This window comes from Caulobacter sp. BE254, from assembly GCF_031457295.1.
GTDB lineage: Bacteria > Pseudomonadota > Alphaproteobacteria > Caulobacterales > Caulobacteraceae > Caulobacter.
This window is the reverse complement of the sequence record NZ_JAVDWJ010000004.1, coordinates 384,773-403,034: the sequence shown is the minus strand read 5'-3', so window position 1 is coordinate 403,034 and position 18,262 is coordinate 384,773. Positions and strand designations below refer to the sequence as shown.

General features: G+C 69.0%; 14 protein-coding genes. 9 read left to right on the top strand and 5 right to left on the bottom strand.

Annotated elements, in window-relative coordinates:
* Positions 1-13: 13 nt before the first annotated feature.
* Together J2X41_RS10705 and J2X41_RS10700 are read right to left on the bottom strand one after the other, a co-directional pair.
* Positions 14-1,456 carry a mannitol dehydrogenase family protein gene (locus J2X41_RS10705; RefSeq protein WP_310081746.1) on the bottom strand — a complete coding sequence of 481 codons (1,443 nt, stop codon included), beginning with the start codon at positions 1,454-1,456 and terminating at the stop codon, positions 14-16.
* The gene (locus J2X41_RS10700) at positions 1,453-2,976 is read right to left on the bottom strand and encodes a UxaA family hydrolase (protein ID WP_404979920.1); all 1,524 of its coding nucleotides are present in this window, start codon (positions 2,974-2,976) and stop codon (positions 1,453-1,455) included. Before J2X41_RS10700 ends, J2X41_RS10705 begins: the two co-directional genes overlap by 4 nt.
* Positions 2,977-3,122: 146 nt before the next feature.
* Here J2X41_RS10700 and J2X41_RS10695 point away from each other — a divergent pair, with 146 nt between their 5' ends.
* From J2X41_RS10695 to J2X41_RS10665, 7 genes are all read left to right on the top strand, one after another.
* On the top strand, positions 3,123-4,217 hold the full coding sequence (locus tag J2X41_RS10695; protein ID WP_404979919.1) for a LacI family DNA-binding transcriptional regulator: 1,095 nt from the start codon (positions 3,123-3,125) through the stop codon (positions 4,215-4,217).
* Positions 4,218-4,319: 102 nt separating this feature from the next.
* Positions 4,320-5,786: a glucuronate isomerase gene (gene uxaC, locus J2X41_RS10690; protein WP_310081745.1), complete on the top strand. Its 1,467-nt coding sequence runs from the start codon at positions 4,320-4,322 to the stop codon at positions 5,784-5,786.
* 18 nt (positions 5,787-5,804) lie between these two features.
* Complete coding sequence (gene kduI / locus J2X41_RS10685) at positions 5,805-6,653, top strand: 5-dehydro-4-deoxy-D-glucuronate isomerase (protein WP_310081743.1); 849 nt, start codon at positions 5,805-5,807, stop codon at positions 6,651-6,653.
* A gap of 150 nt (positions 6,654-6,803) precedes the next feature.
* On the top strand, positions 6,804-7,586 hold the full coding sequence (gene kduD, locus J2X41_RS10680; RefSeq protein ID WP_310081742.1) for a 2-dehydro-3-deoxy-D-gluconate 5-dehydrogenase KduD: 783 nt from the start codon (positions 6,804-6,806) through the stop codon (positions 7,584-7,586).
* Between the two features lie 183 nt (positions 7,587-7,769).
* Positions 7,770-10,487: a phosphoenolpyruvate carboxylase gene (ppc, locus tag J2X41_RS10675; protein ID WP_310081740.1), complete on the top strand. Its 2,718-nt coding sequence runs from the start codon at positions 7,770-7,772 to the stop codon at positions 10,485-10,487.
* A gap of 563 nt (positions 10,488-11,050) precedes the next feature.
* The gene (locus J2X41_RS10670) at positions 11,051-11,725 is read left to right on the top strand and encodes a bifunctional 4-hydroxy-2-oxoglutarate aldolase/2-dehydro-3-deoxy-phosphogluconate aldolase (protein ID WP_028037822.1); all 675 of its coding nucleotides are present in this window, start codon (positions 11,051-11,053) and stop codon (positions 11,723-11,725) included.
* Positions 11,726-12,832: a sugar kinase gene (locus J2X41_RS10665; RefSeq protein ID WP_028037821.1), complete on the top strand. Its 1,107-nt coding sequence runs from the start codon at positions 11,726-11,728 to the stop codon at positions 12,830-12,832.
* Here J2X41_RS10665 and J2X41_RS10660 read toward each other — a convergent pair.
* A complete protein-coding gene (locus J2X41_RS10660; RefSeq protein WP_310081739.1) occupies positions 12,829-13,044 on the bottom strand; it encodes a hypothetical protein in 216 nt (71 codons plus the stop codon). The two genes, J2X41_RS10665 and J2X41_RS10660, sit on opposite strands and share 4 nt — an antisense overlap.
* A 923-nt stretch (positions 13,045-13,967) precedes the next feature.
* Between J2X41_RS10660 and J2X41_RS10655 the strand changes: the two genes are divergently transcribed.
* Both J2X41_RS10655 and mrdA read left to right on the top strand, forming a co-directional pair.
* Positions 13,968-14,399, top strand: coding sequence for a hypothetical protein (locus tag J2X41_RS10655; RefSeq protein WP_310081738.1), 432 nt, complete (start codon positions 13,968-13,970; stop codon positions 14,397-14,399).
* A 217-nt stretch (positions 14,400-14,616) separates the two neighbouring features.
* Complete coding sequence (gene mrdA / locus J2X41_RS10650; RefSeq protein WP_310081736.1) at positions 14,617-16,596, top strand: penicillin-binding protein 2; 1,980 nt, start codon at positions 14,617-14,619, stop codon at positions 16,594-16,596.
* Positions 16,597-16,740: 144 nt separating this feature from the next.
* Here the strand turns inward: mrdA and J2X41_RS10645 are convergent, their stop codons facing one another.
* Together J2X41_RS10645 and J2X41_RS10640 are read right to left on the bottom strand one after the other, a co-directional pair.
* Entirely contained in the window at positions 16,741-17,208 is a 468-nt protein-coding gene (locus J2X41_RS10645) for a heme-degrading domain-containing protein (protein ID WP_310081734.1), read from the bottom strand.
* The gene (locus J2X41_RS10640) at positions 17,205-18,242 is read right to left on the bottom strand and encodes an oxidoreductase (RefSeq protein WP_310081733.1); all 1,038 of its coding nucleotides are present in this window, start codon (positions 18,240-18,242) and stop codon (positions 17,205-17,207) included. Before J2X41_RS10640 ends, J2X41_RS10645 begins: the two co-directional genes overlap by 4 nt.
* Positions 18,243-18,262 lie beyond the last annotated feature (20 nt).

Sequence of the window (18,262 nt, the reverse complement as noted above, 5' to 3'; positions counted from 1 at the left end):
CCCGATCGAACGGCTAGGCCAGTTCCGCGTACGCCTTCTCCAGCGCCCCCACGAAGGTCGCGTTCCCCGCCAGGTCGCGGTTGAACACCGGCTCCAGTTTCAAAAACTGGGCGACGTCGGCCTTGGCGTCACCGGTGCAGGCGGCCGCCGTTTCGACCAGGCGATCGGCCAGGGGATCGACGATCTTGACGCCTTCCGCCGCGCGGCGACGGACGAAGTGCATCCAGGCCGCCAGGGGCAGGGCGAGGCGGTCGACCGGACGGCCGGCTTCCAGGGCGTCGGCCACGGTGCCGAGGATGCGGAACGGCAGCTTCTGCGAGCCGTCCCAGGCGATCTGGCTCAGCAGGTGGCGGATCTCGGGATTGCGGAACCGGCCCAGGATCGCCTGGCCATAGGCCAGGAGGTCCAGGCCGCGCGGCGCGGTCAGGGTCGGGATGATGTCCTGGACCATCAGGTCCTCGGCGATCCGGGCCAGGTCCGGGTCGCTGATCGCCTCGAACACCGTCTCATGGCCCTTCAGCAGGCCGACATAGGCGATGGTCGAATGGACGCCGTTCAGCAGCCGCAACTTGGCGCGTTCGAAGCCGCGCACGTCGTCGGTCAGGGTGACGCCGACGCTGGCCAGGTCCGGCGCGTCCGGTCCCAGCACGTCCTCGACCACCCATTGGGTGAAGGCCTCGCGCTGGATCGGCCAGGCGTCGGTCAGGCCGGTGGCCGCCTCGACCCGGGCGCGCAGGGCGTCGTCGGTGGCGGGGGTGATGCTGTCGACCATGGTGCGCGGGAAGCGACCCTCGGCCTCGATCCAGGCGGCGAGCGCGGAGTCGATCGACTCGGCGAAGGCGACGACCGCCGCCTTCAGCCGCCACCCGTTATCAGCGAGGTTGTCGCAGGCGACCACGGCGTAGGGCGGCAGGCCGGCCTGATGGCGGCGGCGCAGACCCTCGACGATGTAGCCGACCGCGCTGACCGGCTCGCGCGGATGGGCCAGGTCGTGAACGATGTCGGGGTGGGCGACGTCCAGCTTGCCGTCGCCGGTCAGGCAGTAGCCCTTCTCGGTGACGGTCAGGGTGACCACGCGGGTGGTGGGGGCGGCCAGGCGAGCGAAGACCCCCGGCGGATCCTCGGGCGCGACCAGCACTTCCAGGATCGAGCCGACCACGCGGAACGTGGTCTCGGCGTCCAGCTGGGCCAGGGTGTAGAGGCCGTCCTGCGGCTGCAGGGCGTCGCGGACGCCCGGGCTCTTCAGCGACACCGCGCAGAGGCCCCAGTGCGGATCCTTGGCCAGCAGTTGGTCGAAATAGAAGGCCTGGTGGGCGCGGTGGAAGGCCCCGGGGCCGAAATGCACGACGCCGACCGTGACCTTGTCGCGGTCATAGGCGGGCAGGGCGACGCCGGGCGCGGCGGCCGGATAGCTGACGGCGTTGAGGCGGAGAGGACGGGAAAGGGTGTCGGTCAAAGGGTAACGCCTTGTTTCCAGATGGCGATTTCACGCTCGCCGTTGAGTTCGGCCTTGGTCGGCTGGCCCGAGGCAGTGGCCACGACCAGATCCATCAGGGAGTCGGCCGCCGCGTCCATGGTCTGGCCCGCCAGCACGACCCCGGCGTCGAAGTCGATCCAGCCGGGCTTGCGGGCGGCCAGGGCCGAGTTCGAGGCGATCTTCAGGGTCGGGGCGGGGAAGCCCAGCGGCGTGCCGCGGCCGGTGGTGAACAGGATCACCGTCGCCCCGGCCGCCGTCAGGGCGGTGGAGGAGACGGCGTCGTTGCCGGGAGCTTCCAGCAGGGTCAGGCCGTGCGGGCCGACCTGCTCGCCGTAGCGCAGCACCTCGACCAGCGGCGCGCGGCCGCCCTTCTGCACCGCGCCGAGGGACTTTTCCTCGAGCGTGGTGATGCCGCCGGCGATGTTGCCGGGCGAGGGGTTCTCGTAGATCGGCTGGTGGTTGTCGATGAAGTAGCGCTTGAAGTCGTCGATCACCCCGACCGCTTCGTCGAACACTTGGCGGGTCGCGGCGCGGGCCAGCAGCACGCCCTCGGCGCCGAACACCTCGGGGATCTCGGTCAGCACCGGGGTGCCGCCCGCGTCGGAGACCTTGTCGGCGATGCGGCCGACCAGGGGATTGGCGGTGACGCCCGAGAAGCCGTCCGAGCCGCCGCACTTCAGACCGACCACCAGGTCCGAAAGCGGGGCGGGTTCGCGCCGGTCGCGCTCGGCGATGGCGACCAGTTCTTCCACGGCCTCCAGGCCGTCCTCCAGTTCGTCCTCGACCATCTGAGTGGTGAACGAGCGCAGGCGCTCCGGATCCAGGCCCGGGGCCGAATCCAGCAGGGCCTTCAGCTGATTGTTCTCGCAGCCCAGGCCCAGGATCAGCACGCCGCCGGCGTTGGGGTGGGCGGCGAGGCCCGCGATCAGCTTGCGGGTGTGGGTCAGGTCGTCGCCAAGCTGCGAGCAGCCGAACGGGTGGGGGAAGGCGAAGACGCCGTCGACGCGGCTGGCGAAACGGGCGTTGGCCTTTTCGGCGATCCGCCGGGCGGTGTTGGCCACGCAGCCGACGGTGCACAGCACCCAGATCTCGTTGCGGGTGCCGACCCGGCCGTTCTTGCGGCGATAGCCGAGGAAGGTCCCGGCCGGCGGGGCGGCGTGCGGTTCGGGACGGGCGTCGGCATAGGCGAAGTCCTCGACGCCCGACAGGCGGGTCTCGACATTGTGGACGTGCACGTGGTCACCGACCACGATGTCCGCGGTCGCCCGGCCGATCGGCCAGCCGTATTTGAGGACGTCCTCGCCCTGGCCCACCGCGCGCACCGCGATCTTGTGGCCCTTGGGAATGTCGACGCGCGCGACGATCGTCTGGCCGTGCAGGTCCAGCGCCTCGCCGGCGAGCAGGTCGCGCAAGGCGGTCGCCACGTGGTCGCGCGGATCGACGCCGTGGATCGATTCGGAGGGAAGGGGAGTGGGTTCGCTTATCAAAGCCTTGGCCATTGGAACTTTTCGTGCTGCCCTTCTGGTCTGTACGTCGGGGAAACCGGTGTCACCATAGGGCAATTGCGCCCGAAAGTGCATTTGTAGCGACGCCGTCGGCGGTAGGGTATGACAAAACGGAACAACGATCGCCGCATGGAAACGCTTTGACCTCGTCCAAGACCCCCTTGCCGGACACCGATGGCGTCGAAATCGACGCCGGCCTGGAGGCTGGCCTCGAAGGCGGCCGCAAGCGTGCGACCATCAACGACATCGCCCGCCTGGCCGGTGTGTCGAAGAAGACCGTCTCGCGGGTCATCAACCAGTCGCCCTTCGTGCGCGACGAAACCCGCGAGCGCATCGAGGCGGTGATCGCCGAGTGGGGCTACGCGCCCGATCCCCAGGCCCGGGGCCTGGCGTTCCGCCGTTCGTTCCTGATCGGCATGATCTACGACAACCCCAACCCGCAATATGTCGTCAACATGCAGCTGGGCCTGCTGGACGGCATCCGCGGCTCCGGCTTCGAGCTGGTCGTGCACCCTTGCGACCGCTCCAGCCCGACCTTCCTGCAGGACGTGCGCTCGTTCGTTGAGCGCCAGAAGCTGTTCGGCGTCGTGCTGCCGCCCTCGGTGTCGGAAGACGAACGGGTGGCCAAGCTGCTGGGCGAGATCGGCTGCGAATATATCCGCATCGCCTCGGTCGAGCTGGACAAGCCCGAGCACATGATTGTCGGCCACGACCGGCTGGGGGCCGAGGCCATGGGCGCCCACCTGGTCGAGCTGGGCCATCGGCGGATCGGCTTCATCAGCGGCCTGCCCAGCTTCCGCTCGTCGCACGAGCGGCGAGGGGGGTTCGAGGACGCCCTGAACAAGGCCGGCCTGAAGCTGGAATCGAACTACGTCGTCCAGGGCGCCTACACTTTCGAGTCGGGCCTGGCTTGCGGCGAGGCGCTGCTGTCCCAGACCCCCCGACCGACCGCCATCTTCGCCGGCAACGACGAAATGGCCGCCGGCGTGCTGCAGGCGGCCCGCCGCGCGGGGCTGCAGGTGCCGGCCGACCTGACCGTGGTCGGGTTCGACGACTTCCAGATCGCCCAGGCCGTCTGGCCGCCTCTGACCACGATCCACATTCCGACCCGGGAAGTGGGACGCATCGCCGCCGAGAAGCTGATCGGCGCGGCGGCTCGCGAAAAGCGTGACCCCAACAGCACGATCCCCTATCTGGTCGTCCGGGAGTCGTCGGGCGCCCCGCCGGCGGGGTAGGATCGCGGGCGCTTTGGCTTGCATGGCGCCATGACACCGGTTACCAACCGCGTCGAAAACGGCCTGCCAAAGCCGTCGGCGGAGTAGGGAGTAAGAAGCGCCATGACCCGGCCCCTGGTTTTTTCCGACGATCGCCTGTTTCCGGCCGACGAGCGCACGCGGGGCGTGGCCAGGGCGCTGTATGGCCAGGTCAAGACCCTGCCGATCATCAGCCCGCACGGGCACACCGACCCGGCCTGGTTCGCGACCAACGCCCCGTTCGAGGACGCCACCGACCTGTTGCTGGCGCCCGACCACTACCTGTTCCGGATGCTCTACAGCCAGGGGATCAGCCTGGACGCGCTGAAGGTGCGGTCCAAGGCCGGCGTGCCCGCCACCGATCCGCGCGAGGCCTGGCGCCTGCTGGCCAGCAACTTCCACCTGTTTCGCGGCACGCCGTCGTGGCTGTGGCTCAACCACGTGTTCAGCCAGGTGTTCGGCCTGAAGGTGTTCCTGGGCGCCGAGACCTCCGACCTCTATTTCGACACCATCAACGAAGCGCTGGCGACGGAGGCCTTCCGTCCCCGCGCCCTGTTCGACCGCTTCAACATTGAGACCCTGGCCACCACCGAGGGCCCGCAGGACCGGCTCGAGCACCACAAGGCCATTCGCGAGAGCGGCTGGGGCGGCCACGTGGTCACCGCCTATCGCCCTGACGCGGTGATCGACTTCGAGGACGAGCGCTTCGGCCGCTCGTTCGAGCGTTTCGCCGAGGTGTCCGGCCAGGACGTCACGAGCTGGAAGGGCTATCTGGAAGGCCATCGCGTTCGTCGCCAGGCCTTCATCGCGGCCGGCGCCACCTCGTCCGACCACGGCCACCCGACCGCCGCCACCGCCGACCTGTCCGAAGCCGACGCCGAGGCCCTGTTCCAGAGCCTGATGAAGGGCGAGGTCACCCCGGCCAAGGCTGAGCTGTTCCGCGCCCAGATGCTGACCGAGATGGCTCGCATGAGCCTGGACGACGGCCTGGTCATGCAGATCCACCCCGGCTCGCACCGCAACCACAACGCCGCCCTGCTGGCCAGCCATGGCCGCGACAAGGGCGCCGACATCCCGATGCGCACCGAATATGTCGAGGCGCTGAAGCCGCTGCTGACGCGCTTCGGCAACGACCCGCGCCTGTCGATCATCCTGTTCACCCTGGACGAGACCGTCTACAGCCGCGAGCTGGCCCCGCTGGCCGGCCACTATCCGGTGCTGAAGCTGGGTCCGTCCTGGTGGTTCCACGACAGCCCCGAGGGCATGATGCGGTTCCGCGAGCAGGTCACCGAGACCGCCGGCTTCTACAACACCGTCGGCTTCAACGACGACACCCGCGCCTTCCTGTCGATCCCCGCCCGCCACGACGTGGCCCGCCGCGTCGACAGCGCCTTCCTGGCGCGCATGGTGTGCGAGCATCGCATGGACGAGGTCGAGGCCGCCGAGCTGATCGTCGACCTGACCTACAACCTGCCCAAGAAGGCCTACAAACTCGACCAACGGCCCGACTGGGCCCGGCCGGTCCAGCCGATCAAACACGCCGCCGAATAGATTTTCCGGAGCCTCCCGATGTTCACCAAGACCTACCACGCCACCCACCCGGACATGATGTTCGCGGTCAGCAATGACGACCTGCGCGATCGCTACCTGATGGACGGCCTGTTCGCCGCCGACGATATCGTGCTGCACTACAACCACGCCGAGCGCTTCGTGGTCGGCGGCGCCGCGCCGGTGTCCAAGGGCGTCAAGCTGCCCGACCAGACCGAGCCGGCCTCGGCCGCCGGCCACCCTTTCCTGGAGCGCCGCGAACTGGGCGCGATCAATGTCGGCGGCGGCAAGGGCAAGGTCACGGTCGACGGCGTGGCCTACGACATCGAGCCGCGCGACGGCATCTACGTGACCATGGGCGCCAAGGACGTGGTGTTCGAAAGCGTCGACCCCGCCAACCCGGCCCGCTTCTACCTGACCAGCCTGCCGGCCCACGCCGCGTTCGAAACCAAGAAGCTGGAATTCGCCAACGCCGTCCCGCTGGAGCGCGGCGCGTTGGAGACCTCCAACGAGCGCACCATCTACCAGTACATCGTGCCGACCACCTGCAAGTCGGCCCAGCTGCTGCTGGGCATGACCGTGCTGAAGCCGGGCAGCGTCTGGAACACCATGCCGCCCCACCTGCACGACCGCCGCTCGGAGGCCTATTTCTACTTCGGCCTCGGCGAGAACGACCGGGTCTTCCACTACATGGGCGAGCCGGACGAGATGCGTCACATCGTGATCGCCAACGAGGAAGCGGTGATGAGCCCGCCGTGGTCGATCCACATGGGTTCGGGCACCTCGAACTACACCTTCATCTGGGCGATGGGCGGGGAGAACCTCGACTATACCGACATGAACGTGCTGGACATCTGCCAGCTGAAATAGGGGCGGGGGCTCCACTTCCCTGCGGCTGTCATCCCGGCCGTAGCGAAGCGAAGAGCCGGGACCGCCCCAAGCGCATACGCTTCCGGCGGTCCCGGATCGGCCTTTCAGGCCGCCCAGGATGACAAGATTCAGGATCAGGAAGCACGCACCATGGCCAATCCGTTCAGCCTCGAAGGCAAGGTCGCCCTCGTCACCGGCGCCAACACCGGCCTGGGCCAGGCCGTGGCCGTGGCGCTCGCCGAAGCGGGCGCGGACATCGCCGCCGCCGGCCGCAGCGCCCCGACCGAGACGCAAGCCGCGGTCGAAGCCACGGGCCGCAGGTTCCTGTCGATCAAGGCCGACTTCGGATCGATCGAACCCGTCCAGCGGGTGGTCGACGAGACCGTCGCCGCCTTCGGCAAGGTCGACATCCTGGTCAACAACGCCGGCATCATCCGCCGGGCCGACAGCATCGAGTTCTCCGAGGCCGACTGGGACGCGGTGATGGACACCAACCTGAAGGTCGTGTTCTTCCTGACCCAGGCCTTCGCCAAGCAGGTGTTGAAGCAGGCCAAAGACGGGGCGAGCGACACCGCCAGCATCGGCAAGATCATCAACATCGCCAGCCTGCTGTCCTTCCAGGGCGGCATCCGCGTGCCATCCTATACGGCCAGCAAGAGCGGCCTGGCGGGCCTGACCAAGATCCTGGCCAACGAGTGGGCGTCCAAGGGCATCAACGTCAACGCCATCGCGCCCGGCTATTTCGACACCAACAACACCGAAGCCCTGCGCAACGACGCCGACCGCAACGCCTCGATCCTGGCCCGCATCCCGGCCGGGCGCTGGGGCCAGCCGGGCGACCTGGGCGGGGCCGCCGTGTTCCTGGCGTCGCGGGCCGCCGACTACGTCCAAGGCATTACCTTGCCCGTCGACGGTGGATGGCTGGCCCGCTAGAGGCAGGAATCTGCGCAAAAGCGAATTTGGTACCGGAACCATTGCGCCGGCCGCCTTTTCGCGGTCTGCAAAGCGCGGTAAGGGCGCCGCTGCGTCGGCAAGGGTCCAACATCCGGTCGGCGTTTCGGACGTTTCTTCCCTGGTGAGCCGTCGCGTCCTCGCGACGGCCGCGGAGCTTCGCGCATGCCTCTGTCCCTCGACGGTGATCGCCCCACCAGCCGCCACGTGCGACAGAACGCCAACCTGCTCAGCGACCTGCTGAACGAGGCCATCGCCTATCTGGACGGCGAGGACGCCGCTCGGCTGGTGGCCACGGCGCGATCCGCCGCTTCGCAAGAGGCGCCGGACGGCGAGGCCCCGCGGCTGGACCATCTGTTCGCCGACCTGTCGAGCGAGCAGGCGATCTTCCTGGCCCGGGCCCTGGCCAGCCACTCGATGCTGGCCAATATCGGCGAGGACGTCGCTGGCCGCCGCCGTCACGCCGAGGGCGACGCCCAGCCCGGCGACGCGCGCCCTCGCACCCTGGTCGACGCCGTCAAGGCGCTGGTCGCCAAGGGCAAGTCGCCGGAGGAGCTGACCAAGGTCCTGGCGGCCATGAACGTTGTGCCGGTGCTGACCGCCCACCCGACCGAGGTGCGCCGCCGCAGTATGGTCGACCGCGAGACCGAGATCTCGCGGCTGATGGCCCTGCGCCGCCACCACCTGCCGCCGGACCTGGACGCCGAGATCCGCGAGAACCTGTTCCGCGAGATCGCCTTGATGTGGCGCACCCGGCTCTATCGCCCCGAGCGGATCACCGTGAAGGACGAGATCCGCAACGCCCTGTCGATCGTCCGCACCTCGATCCTGCCGGCGATCATCGATCTCTATGGCGACTGGTCGCGGCAGATCGGCGCCCACGGCCAGATGGCCCCGCTCTTGAAGATGGGCTCGTGGCTGGGCGGCGACCGCGACGGCCACCCCGGCGTCAATGGCGACACCCTGAAGCTGGCCCTGGCCTCGCAATCGCGGGTGATCCTCGACTGGTACGCCAGCGAAGTGCGCAAGCTCTGGTCGAACCTGGCGGTGTCCACGGCCTATGTGCCGGTGTCGGAGGAACTGCTGGCCCTGGCCGCCCAGACCAAGGATCCGTCCGTCCACCGCCTGGACGAGCCCTATCGTCTGGCCCTGGAGCTGATCTTCGACCGCCTCTCGGCGGTGTCCCAGAAGCTGACCAACCAGTGGGTGGCTTTCGCCACCGCCCGCACCGACGTCGAGCCCTATGGCCATCCCGAAGCCTTCGTCGCCGACCTGAAGATCATCATCGACAGCCTGGAGCGCAACGGCGGCGAGCGGCTGGTCGGCTCGGCCCTGCGCACGCTGGTCGAGGTAGCCCAGGCCTGCGGCTTCCACCTGATGAGCCTGGACCTGCGCCAGAACGCCGACGTCCACGAACGGACGCTGCACGAGCTGTTCCAGCGGGCCGGGACCGGCGTGAAGTACCTGGACCTCGACGAGGAAGCCCGGTCCAAGCTGCTGATCGGCGAGCTGTCGCACCAGCGGCCCCTGGTCTCGCCGTTCACCGCCTATGGCGAGGAGACCACCCGCGAGCTGGCGACCATGGAGGCTGCCGCCCAGGCGGTGCGCGACTATGGCCATGGCTGCATCGGCGCCTATGTGATCTCCAAGTCGGCGACCCTGTCGGACATCCTCGAGCCGCTGGTCCTGCTCAAGCAGGTGGGCCTGGTCTGGGGCGGGGCCGCGCCGCGCGCCTCGGTCAAGATCAGCCCGCTGTTCGAGACCATCGGCGACCTGGAGAACGGCCCGCGGGTGCTGCGCCAGTGGCTGGAGCTGCCGCTCAGCCGCACCATTCTCGGCGACCGGCCGGTGCAGGAGATCATGCTCGGCTATTCCGACAGCAACAAGGACGGCGGCTACGTGGCCAGCCGTCGGGGCGTGGCGCGCGGCGCCTCGGCCCTGGCGTTCGAGGCCGAGCGGATGGGCGTCGGGCTTCAACTGTTCCACGGTCGCGGCGGCAGCGTCGGGCGGGGCGGGGGGCCGGCCGCCGAGGCGGTGCTGGCCCAGCCGGCCGGCACCGTCCAGGGCCGCATCCGCATGACCGAGCAGGGCGAGATGATCGCCCGCCGGTTCGGCGACCAGCCCACCGCCCGCCGCAACCTCGACGGCCTGGCCGCCGCGGTGCTGATGGCCAGCGAGCGACCGGCCCATCGTGCGGACCCCAAGGTCGAGGCGGCGATGACCGCCCTGGCCGAGGCCTCGTTCCACGGCTTTAGGGCCCTGGTCTATGACGACCCGGCGTTCGAGGACTTCTTCTGGTCGGCCACCCCGATCGGCGAGATCGTCGGGCTCAACATCGGCAGCCGCCCGGCCAGCCGCACCGCCAGCCGCAAGATCGAGGACCTGCGGGCCATTCCCTGGGTGTTCAGCTGGTCGCAGGCTCGGTTCATGCTGCCCGGCTGGTACGGCTTCGCGGCCGGCGTCGAGCGGGCAGGGCTCTCCACCCAGCAGCTGCAGGACCTGGCCGGGGGTTTCGACTTCTTCGGGGCCCTGCTGTCGAACATGGAGCTGGCCCTGGCCCAGAGCCACATGGGCATAGCGGCCCGGTACAGGGACCTTTCTCCGGACAAGGCGAACGCCCAGCGGATCTTCGACACGATCCAGCGCGAGCACGACAGCGCCCGCCAGATCGCCCTGGCGATCCGCGGCGGCTCGGCCCTGCTGGACAACCAGCCGGAGTTGGCGGAGTCGGTGGCCCTGGCCGGGCTGTCGGTCGATCCGCTGAACCACCTGCAACTGGAGCTGCTGGCCCGCCGCCGGGCCGGCGACCAGGACGAGAATCTCCGTCTGGCCATCCAACTGACCGTGGCGGGCATCGCGGCGGGGTTGCGGAATACGGGGTGACGGTTGCTGACGGGGACACGCCCTTGCGGCGTGTCCCCAATCCCTGCCGCTTGACGGGGACACGCCGCAAGGGCGTGTCCCTAGCCTCCATTTTCATCACCGCCGTCAAAACCAAAACAACGTTTTGACGCCGCTTGCACAAGGCGTCGCTTCGGAGTAGATTCCTAAATGACACCGGTGGCAAAGTGGCCTGGCCAATCTGCCGCCGGTTTCGCCTGACGTTTTGGACCGGCCTACCCGGTCCCGGGCGTCCGCGGCTCTTCTAGAGTTCGCTCCTGCGCAAACTTTCGGGCGTCGGGCCTCGGTCCGGCGCCCTTTATTTTGAGAGCCCCGCACGCCCGGACCCGCGACGATCGGGACGGCGTCCGGGAAATGGGCCTGGAAACGAAGGACGACAGCCACGCAGGCAAGACGCGCGAATTGACGTCGGGGGAGCCTGCGGAGTGGCGTCCGCGCGCGACGCGGTCTAAACGGTCGCCCAGCGCCGAAGACGGCGAAATCTTCCACGCCGAGGCCTTCACACGGGGCCGCACGCAAGATCGATCCTTTGAGGAGCAGTACTGATGGTGAAAGACCGCATGGCCGTTCTGACGGCGCTGATGGACCAGGGCGTCATCCCGGTTTTCTATCACCCGGACGTCGAGGTCTGTAAGAAGGTGATCCAGGCCTGCGCCGACGGCGGCGCGCCCTGCATCGAGTTCACCAACCGCGGCGATTTCGCCAGCCACGTCTTCTACGAAGTCACCAGGCACTTCGCCTCGGCCGATCCGCGCGTGATCATGGGCGTGGGCTCGATCGTCGACGCGCCCACCGCCGGCATCTACATCGCCAACGGCGCCAAGTTCGTGGTCGGCCCGATCCTCAACGCCGACGTCGCCAAGGTCTGCAACCGCCGCAAGATCCCGTATTCGCCCGGCTGCGGCTCGGCCTCGGAAATCTCCTACGCCGAGGAACTGGGCTGCGAGATCGTCAAGGTGTTCCCCGGCTCGTCGGTCGGCGGCCCGGACTTCATCAAGGCGGTGCTGGGCCCGATGCCCTGGACCCGCATCATGCCGACGGGCGGCGTCGATCCCGACGAAGCCTCGGTCAAGAAGTGGTTCGGCGCGGGCATCGTGGCCGCCGGTATGGGCTCCAAGCTGATCACGCAAGAACTGCTCGACGCGGGCGACTACGCCGGCATCACCGCCAAGGTCCGCGAGACGGTGGAACTCATCAAGAAGGTTCGTGGGAAAGCCTAAATGACCGACAACATCCTCAACATCCGCCCGGCTTCGGAAACGAAGTGGGACTGCGCCTCCTTCGGTGAAGTGATGCTGCGCTTCGACCCCGGCTTCGGCCGGGTTCGCAACGCCCGTCAGTTCAACGTCTGGGAAGGCGGCGGCGAATACAACGTCGCCCGCGCCTTCAAGAAGTGCTGGGGCAAGCGCTCGACCGCCGTCACCGCCTTGCCGGTGAACGACCTGGGCTGGCTGGTCGAGGATCTGATGATGCAGGGCGGTGTCGACACCTCCCACGTCATCTGGCGCGACTTCGACGGCCTGGGCCGCAACACCCGCGTCGGCCTGAACTTCACCGAAAAGGGCTTCGGCGTTCGTCCCGCATTGGGCTGCAGCGACCGGGGCCACTCGGCCGCCTCGCAGATCCGTCCCGGCGAAGTGAACTGGGAAAAGCTGTTCGGCGAGGAAGGCGTGCGCTGGTTCCACACCGGCGGCATCTTCGCGGCCCTGGCGTCCAACACCGCCGAAGCCGTGATCGAGGCCGTCGAGGTGGCTCGCAAGTACGGCACGGTGATCTCCTACGACCTCAACTACCGCGCCAGCCTGTGGAAGTCGCAGGGCGGCAAGGAAGGGGCCCAGAAGGTCAACCGCCACATCGCCCAGTACGTGGACGTGATGATCGGCAACGAAGAAGACTTCACCGCCTGCCTGGGCTTTGAAGTGGAAGGCCTGGACGAGCACATCAGCTCGATCGACCCGGCCAACTTCAAGAAGATGATCCAGACGGCGGTGAAGGAGTTCCCGAACTTCAAGGTCGCCGCCACCACCCTGCGCAACGCCAAGACCGCCTCGGTCAACGACTGGTCGGCGATCCTCTACGCCGGCGGCGAGTTCTACGCCTCGATGATGCGCGAGAACCTCGAGATCTACGACCGCGTCGGCGGCGGCGACGGCTTCGCCTCGGGCCTGGCCTTTGGCTTCATGGAAGGCAAGGGCCCCCAGGCCGCCGTCGAGTACGGCGCGGCTCACGGCGCCCTGGCCATGACCACCCCCGGCGACACCTCGATGGTGCGCCAGGCCGAGGTCGAGGCCGTGATGAAGGGCAAGGGCGCGCGGGTCATCCGCTAGTCTTCGTCCTCGTCGGCTGAACCAGCAGAGCCCCCGGTCGCAAGGCCGGGGGCTTTTTGCTGGGCGACGGCCGCTTCGGCGCGGCGCAGCGCGCCGAAGTGCTTGGCGAGTTTCTTGCGGAGGTCGCGGCGGATGTGCGCCACGCGCGCTGGCGGATAGTCAGGATCGTGGGGGCGCGTGCGGTTGAGGACGCGGGTGCGGGTTCTCGGCATCGGGATCTCCTTGATGCGGACGGGGACAGGCGCATGCGCCTGTCCCCAGCTCTGGACACGGCTTGACCGCCTCACGCGGCGAGCCGCTGAAGTTGGGGAGGGCTGCGGAGCGCCGGGCCAGGCCCGGAAGCTTTGTAGACAATACCGTTTCGACCAGGACCCACGCTCCGCGCGGTCGTTATCCGGGAGCGTCCGGCGATCGGCCCTGTTCGGACCTCGCCGGTCTTGGCCCCCGACGGGAGGGCGAGGCCCGCGAAGCCCCGTCCCTTGCGGCGGGCGTCACCGCCCGCCTTGACCCTCGCCAGCCCTCGCATCCACGCCGTTTTAGTGTTCCATGCCCGGCCGGCCCTGGAGGATGCAAGGTCACGGCCCGCCTTGAGAGCGCGCCGCCGCCGACGAGCGTTTCCCGCTCGACCGCACCCCAAGGCCGCGAAGGTCGCAGGCCTTAGCGCCCTCCCCATCGCCTTGTGGTGCAGTGATTATGCGGCGGCGTGGGAGGGGGAGGATAAGCGAAATTTCGACGTTGTAATCGTTGGGAAAACGCGCCGTGAGCGATGAGGGGATTTTTCTCGGACGTGCTCTTGGTTGCGCGTCCGGGCCTTGCTGGCGGGGCCATGGAAAACGGATGCGCGCCGAAAGAAGCTGTCATCCCGGACAAGCTCGGCGAAGCCGGGCGCCGATCCGGGACCGCCGGAAGCTCCGAGCTCACGCGTCGGTCCCGGATCTTCGCGCTTCGCGCTCGTCCGGGATGACAGCCGCTTTTGATCATAGGCGACAGCCCTGACTCGCCGGGCGGCGCGCTCCGGCGTCTTGCATTTCGCGAAATGCAATCCAGGCTTTCAGTGGAATCCCATTCGCCTTAATGTTTATCCAGCTCGCTGGCCACCCTTGGCCCCCAACGCCTGACTTTCATGGAGGAAAGCGTGAAGTCTCTCACCCTGGCGCGCAATGCGATGAACTTCATCGTCGGCTATCTCCCCGCGCGAACCCTGAGTTACACCTCGTACTGCGCGGCCGTGATCAAGCTGCAGAACGGCAACCGGGCGGTGCTGGTCACCGAGGCGGGCGCCAGCGCCAGCGGCATAACCGGCACGCTGCTCAGCCAGATGGAAACCGCGCTCCACGTCCCGGTGCTGGGCGGGGCGTCGCCGACGCCCGGCCAGGGCACCTGGCACATGAACGACGCCGAGCAGCAGGCGCTGGCGGTGTTCTCCTCGGCCGTCCAGAACGGCGGCGTGTGGCAGGGCGCCGTGCTCAAGGCGGTGGTCGCCAACCGGGCCATCTGCCCCAGCTGCACCTATACGCTCCAGCAGCACGGCTTCGCCGTGAACGGGGCCGAGGCGGTGGCGCCGTAGGGCTTCACGCTCGGCGACGGATTTATTTTCAGCAAGCCGGGCCGGGCGCTTGACGGCGGCCGGCGCAGGTCCACTCTGCGCGCAGATCAACTCCAGCGCGCGGCCCTTCCCATCCCATGACTCCCCTGGCCGCCGCGCTTCGAGCGCGTTGTCGAGCGACGTCGTCTGACGTCTTTGCCCCGTCCGTTTTTGCCCCGTCCGTTCGCGGGGCGGCGCGATGAGCGAGCCGGCGATCTTCTTTTCCGAGGTCAACCAGCGGCAGGGCATGTTCCACCGCCGGGCGTTCCTGATGGGCGGCCTGGCGGGGGCGGGCCTGCTGGCCCTGGGCGGCCGCCTGGCCCAGCTGCAGCTGGTCGAGGCCCAGCGCTACCAGAAGCTTTCGGCCGGCAACCAGTTCAACTATCGCCTGGTCTCGCCGCCGCGCGGGGCGATCTACGACCGCAACGGCGTGGCCCTGGCCTCCAACCGGCCCAACTTCCGGCTGCTGGTCACCAAGGACACGGGATTCGACGCCCCGGCGACCCTGGACGAACTGGCCTTGCTGGTGCCCATCGACGCCGCCCGCCGCGCCCGCCTGCTCAAGGACCTGGCCCACGCCCCGAAGAAGACCCCGGTGGCGGTGATGGAGGACATGACCTGGGAGGAGTTCTCGCGGGTCAACATCCGGGCGCCGGAGCTGCCGGGGGTGACGGCCGACATGGGCGAGGTGCGAGTCTATCCGTTCGGCGGGGCCTTCGCCCACGTGATCGGCTATGTCGCCAAGGTCTCGGACCGGGATCTCGACAAGGCCAAGGACGATCCGACCCAGGACCAGGCGCTGCTGCACCATCCGGGCTTCCGGATCGGCAAGCTGGGCGTGGAAAAGGCCTTCGACGCCCCCTTGCGCGGCCATGCCGGGGCCAACAAGGCCGAGGTCGACGCCCAGGGCCGCACGGTGCGGCTGGACCCGGAGGGCGACATTCCGGCCAAGGCCGGCGCCGACATCCGCCTGACCCTGGACGCCGACATCCAGAACCGCGCGCTTGAGGTGATGGGTGACGAAAGCGGGGCGATCGTGGTCATCGACTGCCGCAACGGCGACCTGCTGGCCATGGCCTCGGCCCCCAGCTTCGACGCCAATCGCTTCGTCAAGGGCCTGTCCGGGCCGGAATACCGGGCCCTGGCCGAGTACGAGCGCAAGCCGTTGCTGGACAAGGTGATGACCGGCACCTATCCGCCCGGCTCGACCTTCAAGCCGACCGTGGCCATGGCGGCCCTGACGGCGGGGGTGGACCCGACCGAGCGGGTGGTCTGCGCCGGCGGCTGGGCGTTCGGCGGCCGGGTCTGGCACTGCCACAAGAAGGGCGGCCACGGCGCCCAGGACATGCACGCCGCCATCAAGAACAGCTGCGACGTCTATTTCTACCAGATGGCCCTGCGCATCGGCCCCGACCCGATCGCCGCCACGGCCAAGGCCTTCGGCTACGGCGGGACCTTCGACATCGGCATCCCGGGCCAGAAGAAGGGCCTGGTCGGTTCGCGCGACTGGAAGAAGACCGCCTTCAAGCGCGACCCGGTCTGGCATCCGGGCGACAGCGTGCCGTACGGCATCGGCCAGGGCTATATCAACGTCAACGCCCTGCAGCTGGCGGTGATGACCGCGCGGCTGGCCAATGGCCGCAAGGCGCTCAATCCGCGCCTGGTCAAGTCGGTGGGCGGGGTCGAGCAGCCGCAGGGCGACGCCGTGCCCGACCTGCCGTTCAGCCAGGCGCACCTGGAGATCGTGCGGGCCGGCATGGCGGCGGTGGCCAACGATCCGACCGGCGGGGCCTTCAAGCAGAGCCAGCTGGGTCTGGGCGACGTGAAGATGGCCGGCAAGACCGGCACCGCCCAGGTGCGCCAGTACGCGGCCGGGGCCTCGCGCAGCAACCAGGGGATCGCTTGGCGCCTGAAGGACCACAACCTGTTCATCGCCTTCGCCCCCTATGACGACCCCCGCTACGCCCTGTCAGTGATCATCGAGCACGGCGGCCAGTTCGGCTCCAGCGCCGCCGCGCCGCGGGCGCGGGAGGTGATGCGGGTGGCCCTGCTGAAGGACCCGGAGATCCGCGCCCGGATCGAGCGCCCGACACCGCTGCCGGAGGCGCCGGACGAGGGGGAGGGGGATGTGGGGGCTGGAGATGATCCGGTGGCGGTGGACGAGCCTGCTGAAGGCTAAGCGCTGCATACCGGTTGTCGTCCCGGAAGCCTCGCAGAGGCTGTCCGGGATCCAGGGGCGGCCGCACCGCATTCGCCCAGTCTCCTGGGTCCCGGCTCTTCGCTGCGCTACGGCCGGGATGACAACATTTGACGAGCGACCCCGTCAGGCTTTCAGCACCCGCTCCAGCACCTCCACCACCAGCGCGTGATCCTCCACCTGCGGCAGGCCCGATACCGTGATCGCGCCGATGCAGCCCAGACCCGCCAAGGTCAGCGGAAAGCCGCCGCCGTGGGCCGCATGGTCGCGGGGCGGAAGGCCGTAGCGCTGCTCCAGGGTCTCGCCCGAGGCCTTCAGCTTCAGGCCCACGGCCAGGGTGCTGGTGGCCAGGGTCAGGACCGTGTTGCGCTTGCGGCGCACCCAGTCGGCGTTGTCCGGACCCGCGCCCGGCAGGGCGGCGTGGAACAGCGGGCGGTCGCGCAGGCTGATGTCGATCGCCACCGGCGCGGCGCGGGCGAGGGCCGCGTCGCGCAGGGCGGTTCCCAGGCTCCAGGCGTCCTCCAGGGTGAAGTGCTGGAACACCAGGGCCTTTTCCTGGGCGGCGATGGCGGCCAGCAGTTCGGCGTCGCTCACAGGGCCAGCTCCCGGCCTTCGGCGGCGCTGCGCTGGGCCAGGTCGATCAGCGTCATCACCGCCAGGGCTTCCTCCGGCGGGACCGGATTGGGACCGTGGCCCGACAGGGCGTCGCGGATGGCGGCGTAATAGGCCAGGTAGTCGCCGGGGACGCCCTCGACCTCGCGGCTGGCCGTTCCCTCGCCGTCGGTCACGGTCAGGGTCCCTGGCCTCGGGTCGGCGCCCCAGCCTTCGGAGCCCGGGGCGACGCCGGCCTTCAGCGCGTTCTCCTGCTGATCCAGGCCCTGCTTGACGAAGCTGCCCTTCGTCCCGTGCACGGCCATCCGCAGGCGCGAGTCGATCGTCATCTGGCTGGCGTGCAGCAGCACCCGCAGGCGCGGATAGCGCAGGACCAGGTGGAAATAGTCCGGAGCCTGGCCGCCGTCCTTCTGCACCGCCAGGTCGGCCTGGATCGCCAGGGGCGGGCCGAACAGCTGGAGGGCCTGGTCGATCAGGTGCGGGCCCAGGTCCAGCAGGGCGCCGGCCCCGGGCTTTTCGCGCCAGCGGTCGCGGACCACCGGGCGGAAGCGGTCGAAATGGCTCTCGTACTGCACGACCTCGCCCAGCGACCCGTCGGCGATCAGGGCCTGGAGGGTCAGGAAGTCGCTGTCCCAGCGGCGGTTGTGGAACACGCTCAGCAACTTGCCGGCCCGGCTGGCGTGGTCGACCAGGGCGCGGGCCTCGTCCAGGGTGGCGGCGAACGGCTTGTCGATGACCACGGCCTTGCCGGCGTCCAGCGCCGCGTGGGCCTGGGGCGCGTGCAGCGGGTCGGGGGTGGCGATCACCACCAGGTCGATCTCGGCGTCGGCCAGGGCGGCGTCGAGGTCGGCGACGACCTTCACGCCGGGATGGTCGGCCAGGACCTTGGCGGGGTCGCTGGAGACGACCGTGTGCAGCAGCAGGCCGGGCGTGGCGGCGATCAGCGGGGCGTGGAAGGTCTTGCCGACGAAGCCGTAGCCGACCAGGGCGACCTTGAAGGGGAGGGGGGAAGACATGCGGCCTTATACCGCCTCCC

Coding starts and splice junctions, on each gene's coding strand:
- J2X41_RS10700 (WP_404979920.1), bottom strand. CDS start 2,976: ATGGCCAAGGCTTTGATAAGCGAACCCACTCCCCTTCCCTCCGAATCG.
- J2X41_RS10660 (WP_310081739.1), bottom strand. CDS start 13,044: ATGCCGAGAACCCGCACCCGCGTCCTCAACCGCACGCGCCCCCACGAT.
- mrdA (WP_310081736.1), top strand. CDS start 14,617: ATGAGCGAGCCGGCGATCTTCTTTTCCGAGGTCAACCAGCGGCAGGGC.
- ppc (WP_310081740.1), top strand. CDS start 7,770: ATGCCTCTGTCCCTCGACGGTGATCGCCCCACCAGCCGCCACGTGCGA.
- kduD (WP_310081742.1), top strand. CDS start 6,804: ATGGCCAATCCGTTCAGCCTCGAAGGCAAGGTCGCCCTCGTCACCGGC.
- J2X41_RS10670 (WP_028037822.1), top strand. CDS start 11,051: ATGGTGAAAGACCGCATGGCCGTTCTGACGGCGCTGATGGACCAGGGC.
- uxaC (WP_310081745.1), top strand. CDS start 4,320: ATGACCCGGCCCCTGGTTTTTTCCGACGATCGCCTGTTTCCGGCCGAC.
- kduI (WP_310081743.1), top strand. CDS start 5,805: ATGTTCACCAAGACCTACCACGCCACCCACCCGGACATGATGTTCGCG.
- J2X41_RS10665 (WP_028037821.1), top strand. CDS start 11,726: ATGACCGACAACATCCTCAACATCCGCCCGGCTTCGGAAACGAAGTGG.
- J2X41_RS10640 (WP_310081733.1), bottom strand. CDS start 18,242: ATGTCTTCCCCCCTCCCCTTCAAGGTCGCCCTGGTCGGCTACGGCTTC.